Origin of the sequence: Tabrizicola sp. (assembly GCF_041911175.1) — a bacterium.
Classification (GTDB): domain Bacteria; phylum Pseudomonadota; class Alphaproteobacteria; order Rhodobacterales; family Rhodobacteraceae; genus Tabrizicola.
In genome coordinates this window covers 16,877-34,155 of the sequence record NZ_JAYRPN010000132.1, presented here as the reverse complement: position 1 = coordinate 34,155, position 17,279 = coordinate 16,877, and the positions used below count along the sequence as shown (strand labels likewise).

Sequence of the window (17,279 nt, the reverse complement as noted above, 5' to 3'; positions counted from 1 at the left end):
GGCGATGGAGCGATTTGTCGCCGGCCGGACCAGGGTGCTGGTGGCGACCACGGTGATCGAGGTCGGCGTCAACGTGCCCAACGCGACGATCATGGTGATCGAGCAGGCGGAAAGCTTCGGTCTGGCGCAGTTGCACCAGCTGCGGGGACGGGTCGGGCGGGGCGAGGCGGCCTCGACCTGCCTGTTGATGTACCAAGCACCGCTGAACGAATCCGGGCGGCGGCGGCTGACCACGATCCGCGACACCGAGGACGGCTTCCGCATCGCCGAGGAGGACCTGGCGATGCGCGGGGCGGGCGACCTGATCGGCACCGCGCAGTCCGGCCTGCCGCGGTTCCGGGTGGCCGACCTGGAACGGCAGGCGAGCCAGATGGCGCTGGCGCAGAGCGATGCGAGGAAGCTTCTGCATGACGATCCCGATCTTTCCGGCCCGCGAGGAAAGGCTGCGCGGATGCTGTTGTGGCTGATGGATCAGGACCGCGCGCTGCGGCTGATGAGCGTGGGCTAGGCCCGGAATCGCACTTCGTTCACGAATGTTCCTAAAAAGTTCTTTACAGCCCGTTGCGGATATGAGAACAATTCAGCAACAGATCATGGAGAACGCAATGAAAGACGCCATGAAGACCCTGCTGAACAACACCCCGAAGGGCGCGATGGAGGATCTGGTCGGTCTGGCCGCGCTGTTCGTGATCCTCTTCGCCGTGCTGTCGCTGCCCGGCCTGACCTAAGGTTCTGCCCCGCGCTCTGTCCCCCAAGGGTGACGGTCCGCCTCGCCTGGCCCACCGTCCGCCATCCAGACGCGCCACTGCCGCCGCCATCCCTCCCGGATGCGCGGCGGTTTTTTCATGCAGCCGCCTGCGCGGCCTCCATCGCCTCGACCACCGCTTCCAGCGCCAGCAGGATCGAGGCGTGACGGTTCTTGTAGTCGCGGGCGGGGAGCAGGACTTCATAGCCTTCGAACGGCGCGCCAGGAACCGGGCCGCCTTCCTTCAGCATGGCCTGAAGCGCATCGCGGGCGGCCTGCAATTCGGGCAGGGTCCGGCCGATCACCACCGCGCCCAGCACCGCCGCCGAGGCCTGGCCCAGGGCGCAGGCCTTCACGTCCTGGGCGAAACCGGCGATGCGGTCGTCCCGGACCACGACATCCGCCGTGACGGTGGACCCGCAGAGCGGCGACCGTTTCCGCGCGGTGCCTTGCGGGGCGGGCAGTCGGCCAAGATGTGGAATCTCGGCGGCGAGGCCCAGGATGCGGGACGAGTAGAGCTTGATGAGGTCGCTGTCGCTCATGGCGTTTCCTTGTTTTCCCGCATATGTAGACCCGCGCCCCCTGCCTGCCAAGGAGAAGCCCATGTCCTTCGACCCGGCCACACTGAAGTATGATCCGGCGGGGTTGATCCCCTGCGTCGCACAGGAGGCTGCGACGGGCGAGGTGCTGATGATGGCCTGGATGAACGCGGCCTCCGTGTCGCGGACGCTGGCGACAGGGAAGGTGACCTACTGGTCGCGGTCGCGGGCGGCGTTCTGGGTGAAGGGGGAAAGCTCCGGCCATCATCAGCGGTTGGTGGAGTTGCGGGTCGACTGCGACCGGGATTGCCTGCTGGCGCTGGTCGAGCAGGACGGGCCGGCCTGTCACACCAACCGGCGGACGTGCTTTTACACGGCGGTTCGCGGGGGCGAGGAGGTCGAGATCATGGCGCCTGTCCACAGTGGACAAAGCTGACGACATAAATAATTACAATGGCTTGGGCGCTGGTGTTAAGGATTTGGTAACCCGACCATCCGGCGGATGTCGGACGGAGTTGCCCCCTCGGCCCGGTACTTTGCAATCGCCCGCGCATCGTCGCGCTTCGCCAGCCGCTTGCCCTGATCGTCGCGGATCAGGCGGTGGTGGTGGTAGATGGGGGTCGGCAGGCCGAACAGGTGCTGCAGGATCACCTGCACCGGGGTGAAGTCGAACAGGTCCTCGCCGCGGATCACATGGGAGACGCCCTGGTCGGCATCGTCGAAGGCCGAGGCGAGGGAATAGGCCACGATGTCCTCGCCCTTGCGGGAAAGCACCACGTCGCCGATCCGCTCCAGCGCCTGTTCTGGGTCGACGCTGTGGCGGCCGGAATGCGCCGGGCCGGTTTCGGTGAAGCTCAGGTCCTCGGCGGCGAGCATCTGCAAGGCGGCGGCGAGGTTCAGCCGCAGCGCGTCGCCGGGCTGGCGCGTCCCCATCCCGCGAGGACGGCAGGTGCCGGGATAGACACTGAAGGCGACCCCTTCCTGCGGCGCGGCCAGGGCGGCGCGGATGTCGGAGCGGGTGCAGGAGCAGGGATAGAGAAGACCTGTGTCCTCAAGGGCTTCGAGGCGGGTGTTGTAGCTGGCAAGATGCTCGGACTGGCGCAGGATCGGGCCGTCCCAGGCGAGGCCGAGCCAGGCGAGATCGGTCTGGATCAACGCGTCATAGTCGGGGCGACTGCGCTCAAGATCGGTATCTTCCATCCGCAGCAGGAACCGGCCCCCGGCAGCCCGGGCCATGTCATGCGCCAGGATGGCGGAATAGGCATGGCCCAGATGCAAGGGGCCGGTCGGGCTGGGGGCGAAGCGGGTTATGAACATGCGACCCCGTCCCGGGCTTGACCCGGGACCTCCATCACCGCGGGGGGTACAGATGGAAAGCGAGGCCCCGGATCAGGTCCGGGGCGGGGTTTGCCTGGGGGGCCGCTCAGCCTGCCAGCCATTCGGTGAACGCCTGTTTCGCCCGGTCGGTATAGGCTTTGTAGCGATCCTTCCGGCCCCTGCGCCCGCCCTTCGCATCAATCGGGGGGAAGAGGCCGAAGTTGACGTTCATCGGCTGGAAGCTCTTCGCCTCGGCCCCGCCGGTGATGTGGGTGACCAGCGCCCCCATCGCGGTTTCCGGGGGCGGCGGGGAAAGTTCGCGCCCGAGAAGATCGTGCGCGGCCATTCGGCCGGCCAGAAGGCCCATGGCGGCGGATTCGACATAGCCCTCGACGCCGGTGATCTGCCCGGCGAAGCGTATATACGGACGGGATTTCAGCCGCATCTGTGCGTCCAGAAGTGTGGGCGAGTTGATGAAGGTGTTGCGGTGGATGCCGCCGAGCCGGGCGAAACTGGCGTTCTCCAGCCCGGGAATCAGCTTGAAAACAGCGGTTTGCGCGCCGTATTTCATCTTGGTCTGGAAACCGACGATGTTGTGCAGCGTCCCCAGCTTGTTGTCGCGGCGCAGCTGGACCACGGCATAGGCCTTCTGGTCCGGCTGGTGCGCGTTGGTCAGGCCCACCGGCTTCATCGGTCCGTGGCGCAGCGTCTCGCGGCCCCGTTCGGCCATGACCTCGATGGGAAGGCAGCCGTCGAAATAGCCCGCCGTCTCGCCCTCATGGAACTCGGTCTTCTCTGCCGCTAACAGGGCGTCGATGAAGGCCTCATACTGCTCACGGGTCATCGGGCAGTTGATGTAGGCCTTTTGCTCATCCTCGGTTTCGCCCTTGTCGTAGCGGCTTTGCAGCCAGGCGACCGACATGTCTATACTCTCTGTATATACAATCGGCGCGATGGCATCGAAGAAAGCCAGCGCCTCGGCGCCGGTGGCGGCGCGGATGCTTTCCGCCAGCGCGGGGCTGGTCAGCGGGCCGGTGGCGATGATCCAGTGGCCGGATGAGGGAAGGCTGGTAACCTCCTCATAAGACGTGGAAATCAGTGGGTGAGATTTCAGCTTGGCGGTGACGGCAGCCGCGAAGGGATCGCGGTCGACGGCCAGCGCGCCCCCAGCCGGAAGCCGGTGCTTCTGGGCCATTTCCATCACCAGACTGCCCGCTGCGCGCATTTCCCAATGGATCAGGCCCACGGCATTGCGCTCGTCGTCGTCGGAGCGGAAGGAGTTCGAGCAGACCATCTCGGCGAAGTCGCCAGTGCGGTGGGCGAAGGTGCCGGTCTTGGGCCGCATCTCGTGCAGGACCACGGGGACGCCAAGGTTCGCGGCGGCCCAGGCGGCTTCGGAGCCCGCCATGCCGCCGCCGATGATGTGCAAGGGTTCGGTCATGGGGCGGATGTAGCTTTGCGCGGCGGTTGTTGCAAGACGGGGCGCTGCCCCTTCACCCCGGGATATTTGCGCAAAGATGAAGGGCGGTTCGTTCGGCTTCGGTGAAGGCGGCAGGGTCGTCGGTGGGGCGGCCAAGCTCGGCGGCCTTCTGGAAGAAGCCGGGCGCGGGGAGCCGGTCGGGCGAGAGGCGCTGGCGGAGGAGGGCGGCGCGGAAGGGCTTTCCGGCCGCCGCATCCGCCTCCATCAGGGTTTCGAGGCTTGAGGTGAGTTGCGCCATCGTCCAGCCAAGGTCGCGCGCGATCTGACCGTAGGCGATGGTTTCGCCCGCAGCCGCGAGGGCTGCGAGCCGGGCCTCAAGCGGGGTCATTGCCCGACTCGTCCCCCTGATCGGCCACGCGGGCCACCGACACCACTTCCTCCTCCGCGCCGATGGCGAAGACCTTCACGCCGCCTGCGCTGCGCGAGCGGAAGCTGACCTGGTCGACCGGCGTGCGGATCGACTGGCCGGTGGAGGTGGCGAGCATGATCTGGTCGGCGAGGTCGACCGGGAAGGAGGCGATGATCCGGCCACCCCTCGGACCCGGCGAGATCGCCTTGACGCCCATGCCGCCGCGGCCCCGGACGGGGTAGTCGTGGCTGGAGGACAGCTTGCCCGAGCCGCCCTTGGTGACGGTCAGGATCAGGTCTTCCGCCGCCGACATCTCAGCGTAACGTTCTGGGCTAAGTTGGCCTGCGGGGACGGTTTCTTCCTCGTCGTCGGCCTCGTCCTCGGTGATCCCGGCCATCAGGCGGCGCTGCTTGAGGTAGGCTTCGCGCTCCTCCGGCGTGGCCTCGAAGTGGCGGATGATCGACATCGAGACGACATGGTCGCCCTCGGCCAGCCGGATGCCGCGCACGCCGGTGGAGCCGCGCGACTTGAAGACGCGGATCTCGGTGGTGGAGAAGCGGATGGCGCGACCGGCTTCCGTCACCAGCATGATGTCGTCGTTCTCGTCGGCGATGGCGGCGTTCACCAGGGTGATGCCCTCGGGCAGGTTCATCGCGATCTTGCCGTTGCGCTTGACGTTGGTGAAGTCGCTAAGGTCGTTCTGGCGGACGTCGCCGTCAGAGGTTGCGAAGACGATCTGCAGGCTGCCCCAGTCTTCCTCGGGCACGTCGACGGGCATCAGGGCGGCGATGGAGATGCCGCTTTGAATGGGCAGGATGTTGACCAGCGCCTTGCCCTTGGCGGTGCGGCCCGCCAGCGGCAGGCGCCAGGTCTTCAGCTTGTAGACCATGCCGTCGGTGGTGAAGAACAGGAGCCAGGTGTGGGTGTTGGCGACGAAAAGTGTGGTGACGACATCGTCGTCCTTGGTCTGCATCGAGGCCAGACCCTTGCCGCCCCGGTTCTGGGCGCGGAATTCGGCGAGGGGGGTGCGCTTGATGTAGCCGCCCGAGGTGATGGTCACGACCATATCCTCGCGCTCGATCAGGTCCTCGTCCTCCATGTCGCCGGACCAGTCGGTGATCTCGGTGCGGCGGGGGACGGCGAAGAGGGCCTTCACCTCGCGCAGCTCGTCCGAGATGATCGCCATGATCCGGTCGCGGGAGCCAAGAATATCGAGGAAGTCCTTGATCTGGCGCGCCAATTCCTCAAGCTCGTCGGTGATGGTCTTGACGCCCAGCTGGGTGAGGCGCTGGAGTTGCAGGTCGAGGATGGCGCGGGCCTGGCGTTCGGAGAGGTTGTAGGTGCCGTCGTCGTTGATCCGATGGCTGGGGTCGTCAATCAGCTGTATATACGCGGCAATGTCCTGCGCGGGCCAGCGGCGCGACATCAGCTGCTCACGGGCGTCGGCGGGGGTGGCCGAGGCGCGGATGGTGGCGACGACCTCGTCGACGTTCGAGACCGCGACGGCGAGGCCGCAGAGGATGTGGCTGCGTTCACGCGCCTTGCGGAGTTCGTAAGCCGTGCGGCGGGCGACAACTTCCTCGCGGAAGGTGATGAAATGGCTGAGGAAATCGCGGAGCGTCAGCTGTTCGGGACGGCCGCCGTTCAGGGCCAGCATGTTGCAGCCGAAGCTGACCTGCATGGTGGAGAAGCGGAAAAGCTGGTTCAGCACCACATCCGGCGTGGCATCGCGCTTCAGCTCGATCACCACGCGGACGCCGATCCGGTCGGATTCGTCGGCGATCCCGGCGATGCCCTCGACCCGCTTTTCGCGGACCAGTTCGGCGATCTTTTCGATCATCGTCGCCTTGTTGACCTGGTAGGGCACCTCGTCGATGACGATGGCCCAGCGGTCCTTGCGCAGCTCCTCGATATGGGTCTTGGCGCGGATGATCACCGAGCCGCGGCCCTCAAGATAGGCTTTCCGCGCGCCGGAGCGGCCAAGGATCTGGCCGCCGGTCGGGAAATCCGGGGCGGGGATGATCTCCATCAGCGCTTCCATGCTGATGTCGGGGTTCTCGATCATGGCGAGCGTGCCGTCGATCACCTCGCCCAGGTTGTGCGGCGGGATGTTCGTGGCCATGCCGACCGCGATGCCGCCCGCGCCGTTGACCAGCATGTTGGGGAAGCGGGCGGGAAGGACCGTGGGTTCCTTGTCCTTGCCGTCGTAGTTGTCCTGGAAATCAACGGTTTCCTTGTCGATGTCCGACAAAAGGAAGGCGGCGGGCTTGTCCATCCGCACTTCGGTATAGCGCATGGCCGCCGCGTTATCGCCGTCCATCGAGCCGAAGTTGCCCTGACCGTCGAGGAGCGGCAGCGACATGGAGAAGGGCTGCGCCATCCGCACCAGCGCGTCGTAGATCGCAGAATCGCCGTGGGGGTGGTATTTCCCCATCGTGTCGCCGACGGGCCGGGCCGACTTGCGATAGGCCTTGTCATGCGTGTTGCCGCTTTCATGCATCGCGAACAGGATGCGGCGATGGACGGGTTTCAGCCCGTCGCGCAGGTCTGGAATCGCGCGGGAGACGATCACGCTCATCGCGTAGTCGAGATAGGCGGTCTTCATCTCGGCCGAGATGTCGACCTGGGGGCCGTGCCAGCTGGGACGATCCGGTTTTTCTTCTTTTTTATCAGTGTCTTCCGGGGTATCGGCCATGAGGGCAGGCGCCTTCCGTGCGGGATCAAGATTTAGCAGGCGGGAAGATACACCATCCAAGCTATGGGGTGCAATGGCGTGGCCGAAAAGCCCCGGCGGCTTTGAAAACCGACTGCCAACATTCTGCTTTTATTGATCTTTAAACTGGTCCTGACATGATTCCCGCATGTGCCACCGAATAGGAGGTATGAATGGTCGGGCGCGAGACGGAACTGATGCTGAAGGGCTATGGCCTGACCACGGCGGAATTGTACTACCGGATGCCGGACTACCGCCATGTCCTGAACAGCTTCATCTGGCAGGAATATGATCTGGCGCCGGACTACCCGGCGCTGTTCAGGTTCATTGAATTCTGGCAGGAAAAGATCGACGGCCCGCTGCATTCGGTGCGCTTCACCCACCGCAAGCTGATCGCGCCGGGGGAGTGGCGGAACGTGGTGGGGGAGTTCCGGGTTCACTAGGAAATTCGGAAACAGTCGGGTGGCGGCGGTCCGATTGTCGTCATTTTTTCCAGCGCGAGAAGCTCACATTTCAGAAACAATCAGGCCGTGCATCGCCTGCTGTGGCGTGTATAGCTACGATGTAGCTACATTTGTATATACATCTCGAAAAGCCACTCATATTCATCGGGTTGCGTCCGGTTGCCCGGGCGTGCGGTGCCAGCCGGGGCGTTTTGCGCGGCAAGGGCCGCGCGCCGCGAGCATGCATCCCAGTGGGCCCGAAGGCCTATCGGACGGCTGTCGCGCCCATGTCGATGGAACCCTCAGGTTTTCGCGGCGCGCAGGATCATGCCGAAAAGATCGCGCGGGTCGTCGGGGTCGGCGATCATGTCGAGGTTGTCGTAGAGCCCGGTCTCGGCCAGCTTGCTGCGGATGTAGCGCAGGGCCGAGAAATCCTCGATGGCGAAGCCGACGCTGTCGAAAAGCGTGATCTCTGCCGCCGAAGTCCGGCCCGGCGCTTCGCCGGCGATCACCCGCCACAGCTCCACCACCGGATGATCAGTGGCAAGCTGCTGGATTTCGCCTTCGATGCGGGTCTGGGCCGGATATTCGACGAAGATCGAGGAGCGGAGCAGGATGTCGCGGTGGAGTTCCGTCTTGCCGGGGCAGTCGCCCCCGACCGCGTTCAGGTGGACGCCGCTGCCGACCATGTTGTCGGTCAGGATCGTGGCGTACTGCTTGTCGGCGGTGACGGTGGTGATGATCCCGGCACCCTGGATCGCCTCTTCCGCCGTGCGGCAGGACACCACGCGCAGGTCGCGACCGGCAAGGTTCCTGGCGCATTTCGCCGTGGCGGCGGGGTCGAGGTCATAAAGCCGGACCTCGCGGATGCCGCAGACCTCGCGGAAGGCGATGGCCTGGAACTCGGACTGGGCGCCATTGCCGATCAGCGCCATCGTGTCGGTCTTCGGCCCCAGCCATTTCGCCGCCATCGCGCTGGTCGCGGCGGTGCGCAGCGCGGTGAGGATGGTCATCTCGGACAGAAGCACCGGATAGCCTGTAGATACATCGGCCAGAAGTCCAAAGGCCGTAACGGTTTGCAGGCCTTTCTTCATGTTGGACGGATGGCCGTTCACATATTTGAACCCGTAGGTCTCGCCGTCCGAGGTGGGCATCAGCTCGATGACGCCGACATCGGAATGCGAGGCGATGCGGGGGGTCTTGTCGAAGAGCGGCCAGCGGCGAAAATCGGCCTCGATCTCGGCCACGAGGTCGCGCATGACCCGCTCGATGCCAAGATGGAGGACAAGCTTCATCATCTTGTCGACGGAAACGAAGGGGACGAGGTTGAGTGCCATCATTCGCTCCGTCACTTCGACCGCGTCGGGCGGTCGAAGACCTTCTTGCCCATCAGGGAGCCGACGAGGTCGACCATCAGCCGGGCGGTCATGCCGCGGTCGTCGAGGAAGGGGTTCAATTCGACGAGATCGAGCGAGGTGACGAGGCCGCTTTCGTGCAGGAGTTCCATCACCAGATGCGCCTCGCGGAAGGTGGCGCCGCCCGGGACGGTGGTGCCGACGGCGGGGGCGATCAAGGGGTCGAGGAAATCGACGTCGAGGCTGACGTGCAGCATGCCGCCCTCGGCGCGCACCCGGTCAAGGAACTCGCGCAACGGGGCGACAAGGCCGCGTTCGTCGATCACCCGCATGTCGTTGATGGCGATGTCGCGTTCCTGCATCGCGGCCTGTTCCGCGGGGTCGACCGAGCGGATGCCGAACATGCAGATCCGGTGGGCGGGGACGGCCAGCGGGAAGGGGGGGAAGGCGTCGAACCCCTCGCGGCCCGCGATATAGGCGAGCGGGGTGCCGTGCAGGTTGCCGCTGGTGGTGGTCAGCGGCGTGTGGAAATCGGAATGCGCGTCGAGCCAGAGCAGGAACAGCGGCCGGTCAGCCCTCGCGGCGAAGGCGGCGGCCCCGGCGGCGGAGCCGAGCGCAAGGGAATGGTCGCCGCCGAGGATGATCGGGAAGCCGCCCTCGGACAAAGCGTCGTCGACCTTGTCCATCAGCAGCCCGGCCCAGGCGACGGTTTCGGCCAGATCGTGCACGACGGGATTGGGGCAGGTGACCTCGGGCAGGTCCGGGAGCGCAAGGTCGCCCCAGTCCTCGATCCCGTGGCCTTCGGCGCCGATTTCATGGGCGATCCCGGCAACGCGGTAGGCGGCGGGGCCCATCAGGCAGCCCGCTCGCTTCTGGCCAGAGTCGATGGGCGCGCCGATCAGGATGGTCTTGGGCATGGGAACCTCCGCTTGTGATGCGGGTGTAGCGGGGCAGGAAGGCCTGTGGCAACCGGCATTCCGGCGGGATTGGCGGCTTCCGGCTGGCAAACTGCCGGTTCGGCGCGGCGGAAGGGCGCAGGGCTTTCGCCTGCCTGCGGGGAGGCTTATCATGGGACGAACGGTTGGAGTGGGCTGATGATCGTCGAGCTTGGGCATTTCGCGCTGATCCTGGCGCTGATGGTGGCGCTGGTGCAGGCCACGCTTCCGATGTGGGGGGCGCATGTCGGCGACCAGCGGCTGATGGCGCTGGCGGGTCCGGCGGCGGGGTTGCAGCTGCTGCTGATCGGCGCATCCTTCGCGGCGCTGACCTGGGCCTTCGTGGTGTCGGATTTCTCGCTGGCGGTGGTGGTGTCGAACTCGCACACGCTGAAGCCGATGCTGTACAAGGTCAGCGGGGTCTGGGGGAACCATGAGGGCTCGCTCCTCCTATGGGTGCTGATCCTGGCGATCTACGGGGCGGCGGTGGCGGCGTTTGGCGGCGGGTTGCCGGTGCGGCTGAAAGCCCGGGTGCTGGCGGTGCAGGGGCTGATCGGGGTGGCCTTCATGGCCTTCCTCCTGATCACCTCGAACCCGTTCTGGCGGTTGGCGATGCCGCCGCTGGACGGGCAGGACCTGAACCCGCTGTTGCAGGACCCCGGCCTCGCGTTCCACCCGCCGTTCCTGTATCTGGGCTACGTCGGGCTTTCGATGGCCTTCAGCTTCGCCGTGGCGGCGCTGATCGAAGGCCGGGTCGATGCGGCCTGGGGGCGCTGGGTGCGGCCCTGGACGCTGGCGGCCTGGATCTTCCTGACCATCGGCATCGCGCTGGGGTCGTGGTGGGCCTATTACGAGCTGGGCTGGGGCGGGTTCTGGTTCTGGGACCCGGTGGAGAATGCAAGCTTCATGCCCTGGCTGCTGGCGGCGGCGCTGCTGCATTCCTCGATTGTGGTGGAGAAGCGGGAAAGTCTGAAGGCCTGGACGATCCTTCTGGCGATCATGGCCTTCGGGTTCAGCCTGATCGGCACTTTCATCGTGCGGTCGGGGGTGATCACCAGCGTACACGCCTTCGCCAACGACCCGGAGCGGGGCATCTTCATCCTGATGATCCTGGGCTTCTTCACCGGCGGCGCGCTGATGCTGTTCGCGGCGCGGGCCGGGGCGATGGAGGCGCGCGGGGTGTTCAGCATGGTCAGCCGCGAAAGCGCGCTGGTGGCGAACAACATCCTGCTGTCGGTGGCGGCGTTTGTCGTGTTCATCGGGACAATCTGGCCTCTGGTGGGGCAAATGTTGCTGGGGCGTGACCTTTCGGTGGGGGAACCCTTCTTCAACGCCGCCTTCACGCCCTTCATAGTCGGGTTGGCACTGATTCTGCCGGTGGGCGCAATGCTGGCCTGGAAGCGGGGTTCCGTCACCCGGTCCCTGTGGGGGCTGCTGCCGGTTCTGGCGCTGGCGGTGGCGTTGGGGCTCTTGGCCTTCGCGCTGCAGACCGGGCAATCGGCGCTGGGACCCATCGGGCTGGCGCTCGGGGCCTGGGTGGTGTTCGGGGCGCTGGCCGACCTCTGGGCGCGGACCGGGCGCGAAGATGTCGGCGCGCGGCTCGCCAGGCTGACCCGCCTGCCGCGGGCGGACTGGGGCAAGGCCACGGCGCATCTGGGGATGGGGGTCACGCTCTTCGCAGTCGCCGCGATGCATTCCTGGAAGGTCGAGGATATCCGCGTGGTGCAGGTCGGCGACAGCTTCCCGCTGGGCGCCTATGAGGTGCGGCTCGACAAGGTCGAGGATGTCGAGGGGCCGAACTACAGCTCGACGATGGGGACGATGACGGTGACGAAGGGCGGCGCCGTGGTTGCCGTCCTGAACCCGGAAAAGCGCATGTACCCGGTGGCCGGGATGCCCACGACCGAGGCCGCCATCGACTTTGGTTTCACCCGCGACCTGTACCTGGTGCTGGGCGACAAGCAGAAGGATGGCGGTTGGGCGGTCAGAAGCTATATCGAGCCCTTTGCCAACTGGCTGTGGGGTGGGGCGCTGCTGATGGCATTCGGCGGGGTGCTGTCGCTCAGCGACCGGCGCTACCGGGTGGCGGCGGGCGCGCGGCGGGTTCCGGCCGGGGTGCCTGCGGAATGAGGGGCTTGCGGGCATGGCGGGGTGGAACCGGCCCCTACGTCGTGGCGCTGTTTCTGATGGCGGCGCCGGTCTGGGCGGTGCAGCCGGACGAGATGCTGGCCGACCCGGTGCTGGAGGCGCGGGCTCGCGAAATCAGCCACGACATCCGCTGCCCGGTCTGCCAGGGCGAGACGATCGACGATTCGAACGCCCCCATCGCCCGCGACCTGCGGCTGATCATCCGGGAACGGCTGGTGGCAGGCGACAGCGACGCGGCGGTTGTCGACTACATCGTCGCCCGCTACGGCGAGGGGGTGCTGTTCAACCCGCCCGCCAAGGGGGTGAACCTTGTTCTCTGGCTCGCGGGACCGGCGTTGCTGCTCGCGGGGATCGCGGTCGCGGTGACGGCGGGGCGGCGGCGGCAAGTGGTCGAAGCGGCGCTGTCGCCGGAGGAAGAGGCGCGGCTGCGCGAAATCCTGAAGGAGTGACCGGCGGGGGGTGGTTTGGCACCCGCCCTCAATTTCCCGCGCCCCGTGACGTGGCGTTTGCCTTGGCGTCGGCGGTCCTCCCGCTAGGGTGGCCCGAAACGCGGGGAGGGCGGCGCATGGGCGATCTGGTCACGGTCGAGGTCGAGGGCGGTATCCATCGGATCACGCTGAACCGGCCCGGGGTGATGAACGCGCTGAACCGCGATCTGCGGCGCGAGCTGACGGCGGCGCTGCTGGCCGGGCATGCGGCCCGGGTGATCGTGCTGACCGGGGCCGGGCGCGGCTTCTGTTCCGGGCAGGACCTTTCGGATGCCACGGGCCTGGACGAGGCGGGCTTCGAGCGGACGCTGAACGAGGAATATGTCCCGATGATCCGCGCGATCACCGAAGCGCCGGTGCCGGTCATCGCGGCGGTGAATGGTGTGGCGGCGGGGGCGGGGGCGAACCTGGCGCTGGCCTGCGACCTGGTGATTGCCACCGAAAGCGCTGTCTTCCTGCAGGCCTTCACCCGGATCGGGCTGATCCCGGATGCGGGCGGCACCAGTTTCCTGCCGCGCCGGGTGGGCTTGCAGCGGGCGATGGGTGCGGCGCTTCTGGCCGAACCGGTTAGCGCGCGGCAGGCCGCCGACTGGGGCATGATCTGGGAAGCGGTGCCGGATGACCAGTTCGCCTCGGTGGTGGCGGCGCGGGCGGCGAAGCTGGCGGCGGGGCCGACCGGGGCCTATGCCGCGCTGAAACAGGCACTGCGCGGGGCCTTCGACCAGCCGCTTGAGGCGCAACTGGCCGTCGAGGCGCGGTTGCAGGGGGGGTGCGGCCAGTCGGAGGATTTCCGCGAAGGGGTGGCCGCGTTCCTGGAGAAACGCAGCCCGAGGTTTACCGGCAGGTAGGTCGGGGTTCACCCCGACTCCCGTCGCGCCAGAGTCGGGGTGAACCCCGACCTACGCCCCGCGCTTCAGTCCGGCAACGCCGGTCCGGGCGATTTCCACCAGACCCAGCGGGCGCATCAGGTCGGCGAAGGCGTCGATCTTCTCCGGCGTGCCGGTCATCTCGAAGACAAAGCTTTCCAGCGTGGAATCGACCACGTTTGCCCGGAAGATCTCGGCCAGGCGCAGCGCCTCGATCCGGTGCTCGCCCTTGCCCTGGACCTTGACCAGCGCCAGTTCGCGTTGGACGCTCGGCCCCTCGGCGGTCAGGTCCTGCACGGCATGGACCGGGACCATGCGGCTGAGCTGCGCCTCGATCTGGTCGATCACCGCCGGGGTGCCGCGGGTGACGATGGTGATCCGGCTGCGGTGGCCGGTGTGGTCCACCTCCGCGACGGTCAGGCTGTCGATGTTGTAGCCGCGCCCGGAGAAGAGGCCGATCACACGCGCCAGGACGCCGGGTTCGTTTTCCACGATCACCGCGAGGGTGTGGCTTTCCTCGACTTCCGACAGGGCGGAGCGGAGGTCATAGGCGGAGTGGCTCGTGGAGCCTTTCTTGATGTTCAGTGCGGACATGACGTCCCCTTCATTTTCTGTCTGTAAATATCCTGCGGGGGTCGCGGGGGTGCAAAACCCCCGCCGCAACGCCTCACACCAGCACCGCCCCCGACCGGAACGCCTCGGCGTCGGCGGAGAGCAGCATCTCGTTGTGCGGCTTGCCAGAGGGGATCATCGGGAAGCAGTTCTCGTGCTTTTCCACCAGGCAGTCGAAGATCACCGGGCCGTCATAGTCCAGCATCTCCAGGATCGCGTCGTCCAGGTCCTGCGGGCGGTCGACCTTGATGCCCTTGCAACCGAAAGCCTCGGCCAGCTTCACGAAATCCGGCAGGCTTTCCGACCAGGACGAGGAATAGCGCTCGCCATGCAGAAGTTCCTGCCACTGGCGCACCATGCCGAGGCGTTCGTTGTTCAGGATGAACTGCTTCACCGGGGCGCGGAACTGCATCGCCGTGCCCATTTCCTGCATGTTCATCAGCCAGGACGCCTCACCGGCGACGTTGATCACCAGCGCCTCGGGATGGGCCATCTGCACGCCGATGCTGGCGGGCAGGCCGTAGCCCATCGTCCCGAGGCCGCCAGAGGTCATCCAGCGGTTCGGGTCCTCGAAGCCCAGGAACTGCGCGGCCCACATCTGGTGCTGGCCGACTTCGGTGGTGATGTAGCGGTCACGTCCCTTGGTCAGCGCCTCCAGCCGTTCCAGCGCGTATTGCGGCTTGATCGTGGTGGTCGAGGGTTTGTAGCTCAGGCACTTCACCGCCCGCCATTCGTCGATCTGCTTCCACCATTGCGCCAGCCCGCGCTTGTCGGTCTTCGACCCGCGTGCGCGCCACTGGCGCAGGACTTCCTCCAGCACCTTCGTCACGTCGCCAAGGATCGGCACGTCGACATGGATCACCTTGTTGATCGAGGAGGGGTCGATGTCGATATGTGCCTTCTTCGAGCGGGGGCTGAAGTCCTTGACCCGCCCGGTGATCCGGTCGTCGAACCGCGCGCCGATGTTGATCATCAGGTCGCAGCCGTGCATGGCGAGGTTCGCCTCGTAAAGCCCGTGCATCCCCAGCATGCCCAGCCAGTTCTTGCCCGAGGCGGGGTAGCTGCCCAGCCCCATCAGGGTGGAGGTGATGGGGAAGTTGGTCTCGGCCACCAGCTCCCGCAGCAGCGCGCTGGCGCGGGGGCCGGAGTTCACCACCCCGCCGCCGGTATAGAGGATCGGACGCTCGGCGCTTTCCATCAGCTCGACCAGTTGCGCGATGCGGTCGGGGTCGCCCTCGGTGCGGGGCTGGTAGTGGCTGATCTTCGCCTTTTCCGCCGGGACATAGTCGGCGGTGGCGAACTGCACATCCTTCGGGATGTCGATCAGCACCGGGCCGGGGCGGCCGTGGGTGGCGACGTGGAAGGCCTGATGGATCGTCTCGGCCAGCTTCGCGGTATCCTTCACCAGCCAGTTCATCTTGGTGCAGGGCCGGGTGATGCCGACCGTGTCGGCCTCCTGGAAGCCGTCGGTGCCGATCATGAAGGTGGGGACCTGGCCGGTCAGCACCACGATCGGGATCGAATCCATCAGCGCGTCGGTCAGCCCCGTCACCGCGTTGGTCGCGCCGGGGCCGGAGGTCACCAGCGCCACGCCGGGCTTGCCGGTGGAGCGGGCATAACCCTCGGCCATGTGGACCGCGCCCTGTTCGTGGCGGACGAGCACATGGCGGATGTCGTTCTGCTGGAAGATCTCGTCATAGATCGGAAGCACCGCGCCGCCGGGATAGCCGAAGACGACCTCGACACCCTGGTCCTTCAGGGCCTGGATCACCATCCTCGCACCGGTCATCTGCTTCGTCATTTCCGCGTCTCCGATCTAGCGCAACAAAAAGCCCCCGAGGTTTCCTTCGGGGGCGCATGGGAACCACTATGGTCAACCGTCACCGGCCCATGCGCTTCCTTCCTACGATGACAAGAAGTCTGGCCATTGGCCCATCCCTTGACGTTCGGTCGGAAAAGTAAGGGGGGATATGCCGGGCGTCAACCGGATTTGCAATACGAAAATGTCGCAGTGCGGCGTGATTTTTGAACTTTTGTTGCGGCAGGATGCCGCGCCGCGCAATATTCCGAACTCATCCGCAAAAAGGCACGCTGACTGCGCGTCTTTGGGCAGGTGATTGTCATGGCAGGGGCGGCTATGAACCGCCCGCAGGGCGGGGCTGGTCCCGCCAGATGGAGCCATGCATGAAGCTTTACTATTCGCCGGGGGCCTGTTCGCTGGCCTCGCATATCGCGCTGAACGAAGCGGGCGTCGACTATACCGCCGAGAAGGTGGACATCCGGGCCAAGCGCACCGAAAGCGGGGCCGATTTCGCGGCGATCAACCCGCGCGGCGCGGTTCCGGCGCTTGACCTCGGCGATGGCGAGGTGCTGACCGAAGGCGTCGCGATCATGCAGCATGTGATGGACAGCGCCGCCCCCGGTTTGCTGCCCGCGCCGGGCACGCTGGCCCGCGCCCGTTTGGCCGAGGCGCTGAACTATGTCTCGACCGAGGTGCACAAGACCTATTCGCCCTTCTTCCGCGGCCTGGAAGGCGAGGCGAAGGCATCGCAGTCGGCACTCCTGGATGCGCGGCTGCAGGTGGTCGAAGACCGGCTCGCCACCCGCGACTGGCTGGCGGGCGACGCCTATTCCCCGGCGGACGGCTACTTCTTTACCGTGACCAACTGGTCGAAAGGTATCGGCCACGACCTGTCGAAATTCCCGCGGGTGACAGCGCTGCGCGAGAAGGTCGCGGCGCGTCCGGCGGTGCAAAAGGCGATGCAGGCGGAAGGCCTGATCTGATCCCTGGCCGGGGGGCGCCTACTGCGCCTCCCGGCCGTAGCAAACGGCGTTCAGCTTGTTGCCGTCGGGATCGCGGACGTATCCGGCATAGAAATGCGGCCCATACTGTGGGCGCAGGCCCGGCGCACCCTCGTCGGTGCCGCCCTGCGCCAGGGCGGCGGCGTGAAACGCATCCACCGCCGCGCGGCTGGGCGCAAGGAAGCTGACCATCGTGCCATTGCCCACACTGGCGGGCCTGCCGTCGAAGGGTTCCGTCACCCACAGATGCGGACCGGGATCGTCCAGCCCCCAGGCGGCGCTGGTGCCCTCCGGGTCGTAACCCGCGATCCGTTCATGACCAAGCGGGGCCAGCACCGCATCGTAGAAGGCGACGGCGCGGCCAATATCGCTTGTGCCAAGCGAGACATAGCTGAACATTCCGGCGCCTCTCTCCACGGTCGGGTTTTCCTGCTTTACCAAAATGTCCCGGCCTTGCAGAGTAACGTCGGGTAAGGTGGGACTGCAA

At 66.3% G+C, this 17,279-nt stretch carries 18 protein-coding genes; 8 read left to right on the top strand and 10 right to left on the bottom strand.

The annotated features are described in order from the left end of the window. On the top strand, positions 1-508 hold a 508-nt coding region (locus ACE3P6_RS18615), incomplete at its 5' end, for a helicase-related protein (protein WP_374397935.1). A 97-nt stretch (positions 509-605) separates the two neighbouring features. After that, positions 606-728: a hypothetical protein gene (locus tag ACE3P6_RS18610; protein ID WP_374374314.1), complete on the top strand. Its 123-nt coding sequence runs from the start codon at positions 606-608 to the stop codon at positions 726-728. A gap of 115 nt (positions 729-843) precedes the next feature. Here the strand turns inward: ACE3P6_RS18610 and ACE3P6_RS18605 are convergent, their stop codons facing one another. Next, entirely contained in the window at positions 844-1,287 is a 444-nt protein-coding gene (locus tag ACE3P6_RS18605; RefSeq protein WP_374397934.1) for an iron-sulfur cluster assembly scaffold protein, read from the bottom strand. A gap of 61 nt (positions 1,288-1,348) precedes the next feature. Here ACE3P6_RS18605 and hisI point away from each other — a divergent pair, with 61 nt between their 5' ends. Then, entirely contained in the window at positions 1,349-1,720 is a 372-nt protein-coding gene (gene hisI / locus ACE3P6_RS18600) for a phosphoribosyl-AMP cyclohydrolase (protein WP_374397933.1), read from the top strand. 35 nt (positions 1,721-1,755) lie between these two features. Here the strand turns inward: hisI and gluQRS are convergent, their stop codons facing one another. The 4 genes from gluQRS to gyrA form a co-directional block, all read right to left on the bottom strand. Continuing rightward, positions 1,756-2,601 carry a tRNA glutamyl-Q(34) synthetase GluQRS gene (gene gluQRS / locus ACE3P6_RS18595; RefSeq protein ID WP_374397932.1) on the bottom strand — a complete coding sequence of 282 codons (846 nt, stop codon included), beginning with the start codon at positions 2,599-2,601 and terminating at the stop codon, positions 1,756-1,758. A gap of 106 nt (positions 2,602-2,707) precedes the next feature. Then, a complete protein-coding gene (gene trmFO / locus ACE3P6_RS18590; protein WP_374397931.1) occupies positions 2,708-4,042 on the bottom strand; it encodes a methylenetetrahydrofolate--tRNA-(uracil(54)-C(5))-methyltransferase (FADH(2)-oxidizing) TrmFO in 1,335 nt (444 codons plus the stop codon). 52 nt (positions 4,043-4,094) lie between these two features. After that, on the bottom strand, positions 4,095-4,409 hold the full coding sequence (locus tag ACE3P6_RS18585) for a hypothetical protein (protein ID WP_374397930.1): 315 nt from the start codon (positions 4,407-4,409) through the stop codon (positions 4,095-4,097). After that, positions 4,396-7,125 carry a DNA gyrase subunit A gene (gene gyrA, locus ACE3P6_RS18580; protein ID WP_374397929.1) on the bottom strand — a complete coding sequence of 910 codons (2,730 nt, stop codon included), beginning with the start codon at positions 7,123-7,125 and terminating at the stop codon, positions 4,396-4,398. Before gyrA ends, ACE3P6_RS18585 begins: the two co-directional genes overlap by 14 nt. Positions 7,126-7,316: 191 nt before the next feature. On the opposite strand from gyrA, the gene ACE3P6_RS18575 reads away from it, so the two are divergent. Further along, on the top strand, positions 7,317-7,586 hold the full coding sequence (locus ACE3P6_RS18575) for an usg protein (protein ID WP_374374330.1): 270 nt from the start codon (positions 7,317-7,319) through the stop codon (positions 7,584-7,586). A gap of 302 nt (positions 7,587-7,888) precedes the next feature. Here the strand turns inward: ACE3P6_RS18575 and ACE3P6_RS18570 are convergent, their stop codons facing one another. Together ACE3P6_RS18570 and rocF are read right to left on the bottom strand one after the other, a co-directional pair. Further along, positions 7,889-8,923 carry an ornithine cyclodeaminase gene (locus ACE3P6_RS18570; protein ID WP_374397928.1) on the bottom strand — a complete coding sequence of 345 codons (1,035 nt, stop codon included), beginning with the start codon at positions 8,921-8,923 and terminating at the stop codon, positions 7,889-7,891. An 11-nt stretch (positions 8,924-8,934) separates the two neighbouring features. Further along, the gene (gene rocF / locus ACE3P6_RS18565; protein ID WP_374397927.1) at positions 8,935-9,858 is read right to left on the bottom strand and encodes an arginase; all 924 of its coding nucleotides are present in this window, start codon (positions 9,856-9,858) and stop codon (positions 8,935-8,937) included. Between the two features lie 177 nt (positions 9,859-10,035). Here rocF and ACE3P6_RS18560 point away from each other — a divergent pair, with 177 nt between their 5' ends. The 3 genes from ACE3P6_RS18560 (at position 10,036) to ACE3P6_RS18550 (ending at position 13,360) form a co-directional block, all read left to right on the top strand. Beyond that, complete coding sequence (locus ACE3P6_RS18560) at positions 10,036-12,006, top strand: heme lyase CcmF/NrfE family subunit (protein WP_374397926.1); 1,971 nt, start codon at positions 10,036-10,038, stop codon at positions 12,004-12,006. Then, positions 12,003-12,473, top strand: a complete 471-nt coding sequence (locus ACE3P6_RS18555) for a cytochrome c-type biogenesis protein CcmH (RefSeq protein ID WP_374397925.1) — start codon at positions 12,003-12,005, stop codon at positions 12,471-12,473. Before ACE3P6_RS18560 ends, ACE3P6_RS18555 begins: the two co-directional genes overlap by 4 nt. A 116-nt stretch (positions 12,474-12,589) precedes the next feature. Then, positions 12,590-13,360 (top strand): enoyl-CoA hydratase-related protein, encoded by a 771-nt coding sequence (locus tag ACE3P6_RS18550; RefSeq protein ID WP_374397924.1) that lies wholly within the window; start codon positions 12,590-12,592, stop codon positions 13,358-13,360. A 51-nt stretch (positions 13,361-13,411) separates the two neighbouring features. On the opposite strand, the gene ilvN is transcribed toward ACE3P6_RS18550, so the two are convergent. Both ilvN and ACE3P6_RS18540 read right to left on the bottom strand, forming a co-directional pair. Continuing rightward, the gene (gene ilvN / locus ACE3P6_RS18545; RefSeq protein ID WP_374397923.1) at positions 13,412-13,972 is read right to left on the bottom strand and encodes an acetolactate synthase small subunit; all 561 of its coding nucleotides are present in this window, start codon (positions 13,970-13,972) and stop codon (positions 13,412-13,414) included. Positions 13,973-14,045: 73 nt separating this feature from the next. Further along, positions 14,046-15,791, bottom strand: a complete 1,746-nt coding sequence (locus ACE3P6_RS18540) for an acetolactate synthase 3 large subunit (protein WP_374397922.1) — start codon at positions 15,789-15,791, stop codon at positions 14,046-14,048. 383 nt (positions 15,792-16,174) lie between these two features. Here ACE3P6_RS18540 and gstA point away from each other — a divergent pair, with 383 nt between their 5' ends. Next, positions 16,175-16,774, top strand: a complete 600-nt coding sequence (gene gstA, locus ACE3P6_RS18535) for a glutathione transferase GstA (RefSeq protein WP_374397921.1) — start codon at positions 16,175-16,177, stop codon at positions 16,772-16,774. 18 nt (positions 16,775-16,792) lie between these two features. On the opposite strand, the gene ACE3P6_RS18530 is transcribed toward gstA, so the two are convergent. After that, positions 16,793-17,191, bottom strand: a complete 399-nt coding sequence (locus ACE3P6_RS18530; RefSeq protein ID WP_374397920.1) for a VOC family protein — start codon at positions 17,189-17,191, stop codon at positions 16,793-16,795. Positions 17,192-17,279 lie beyond the last annotated feature (88 nt).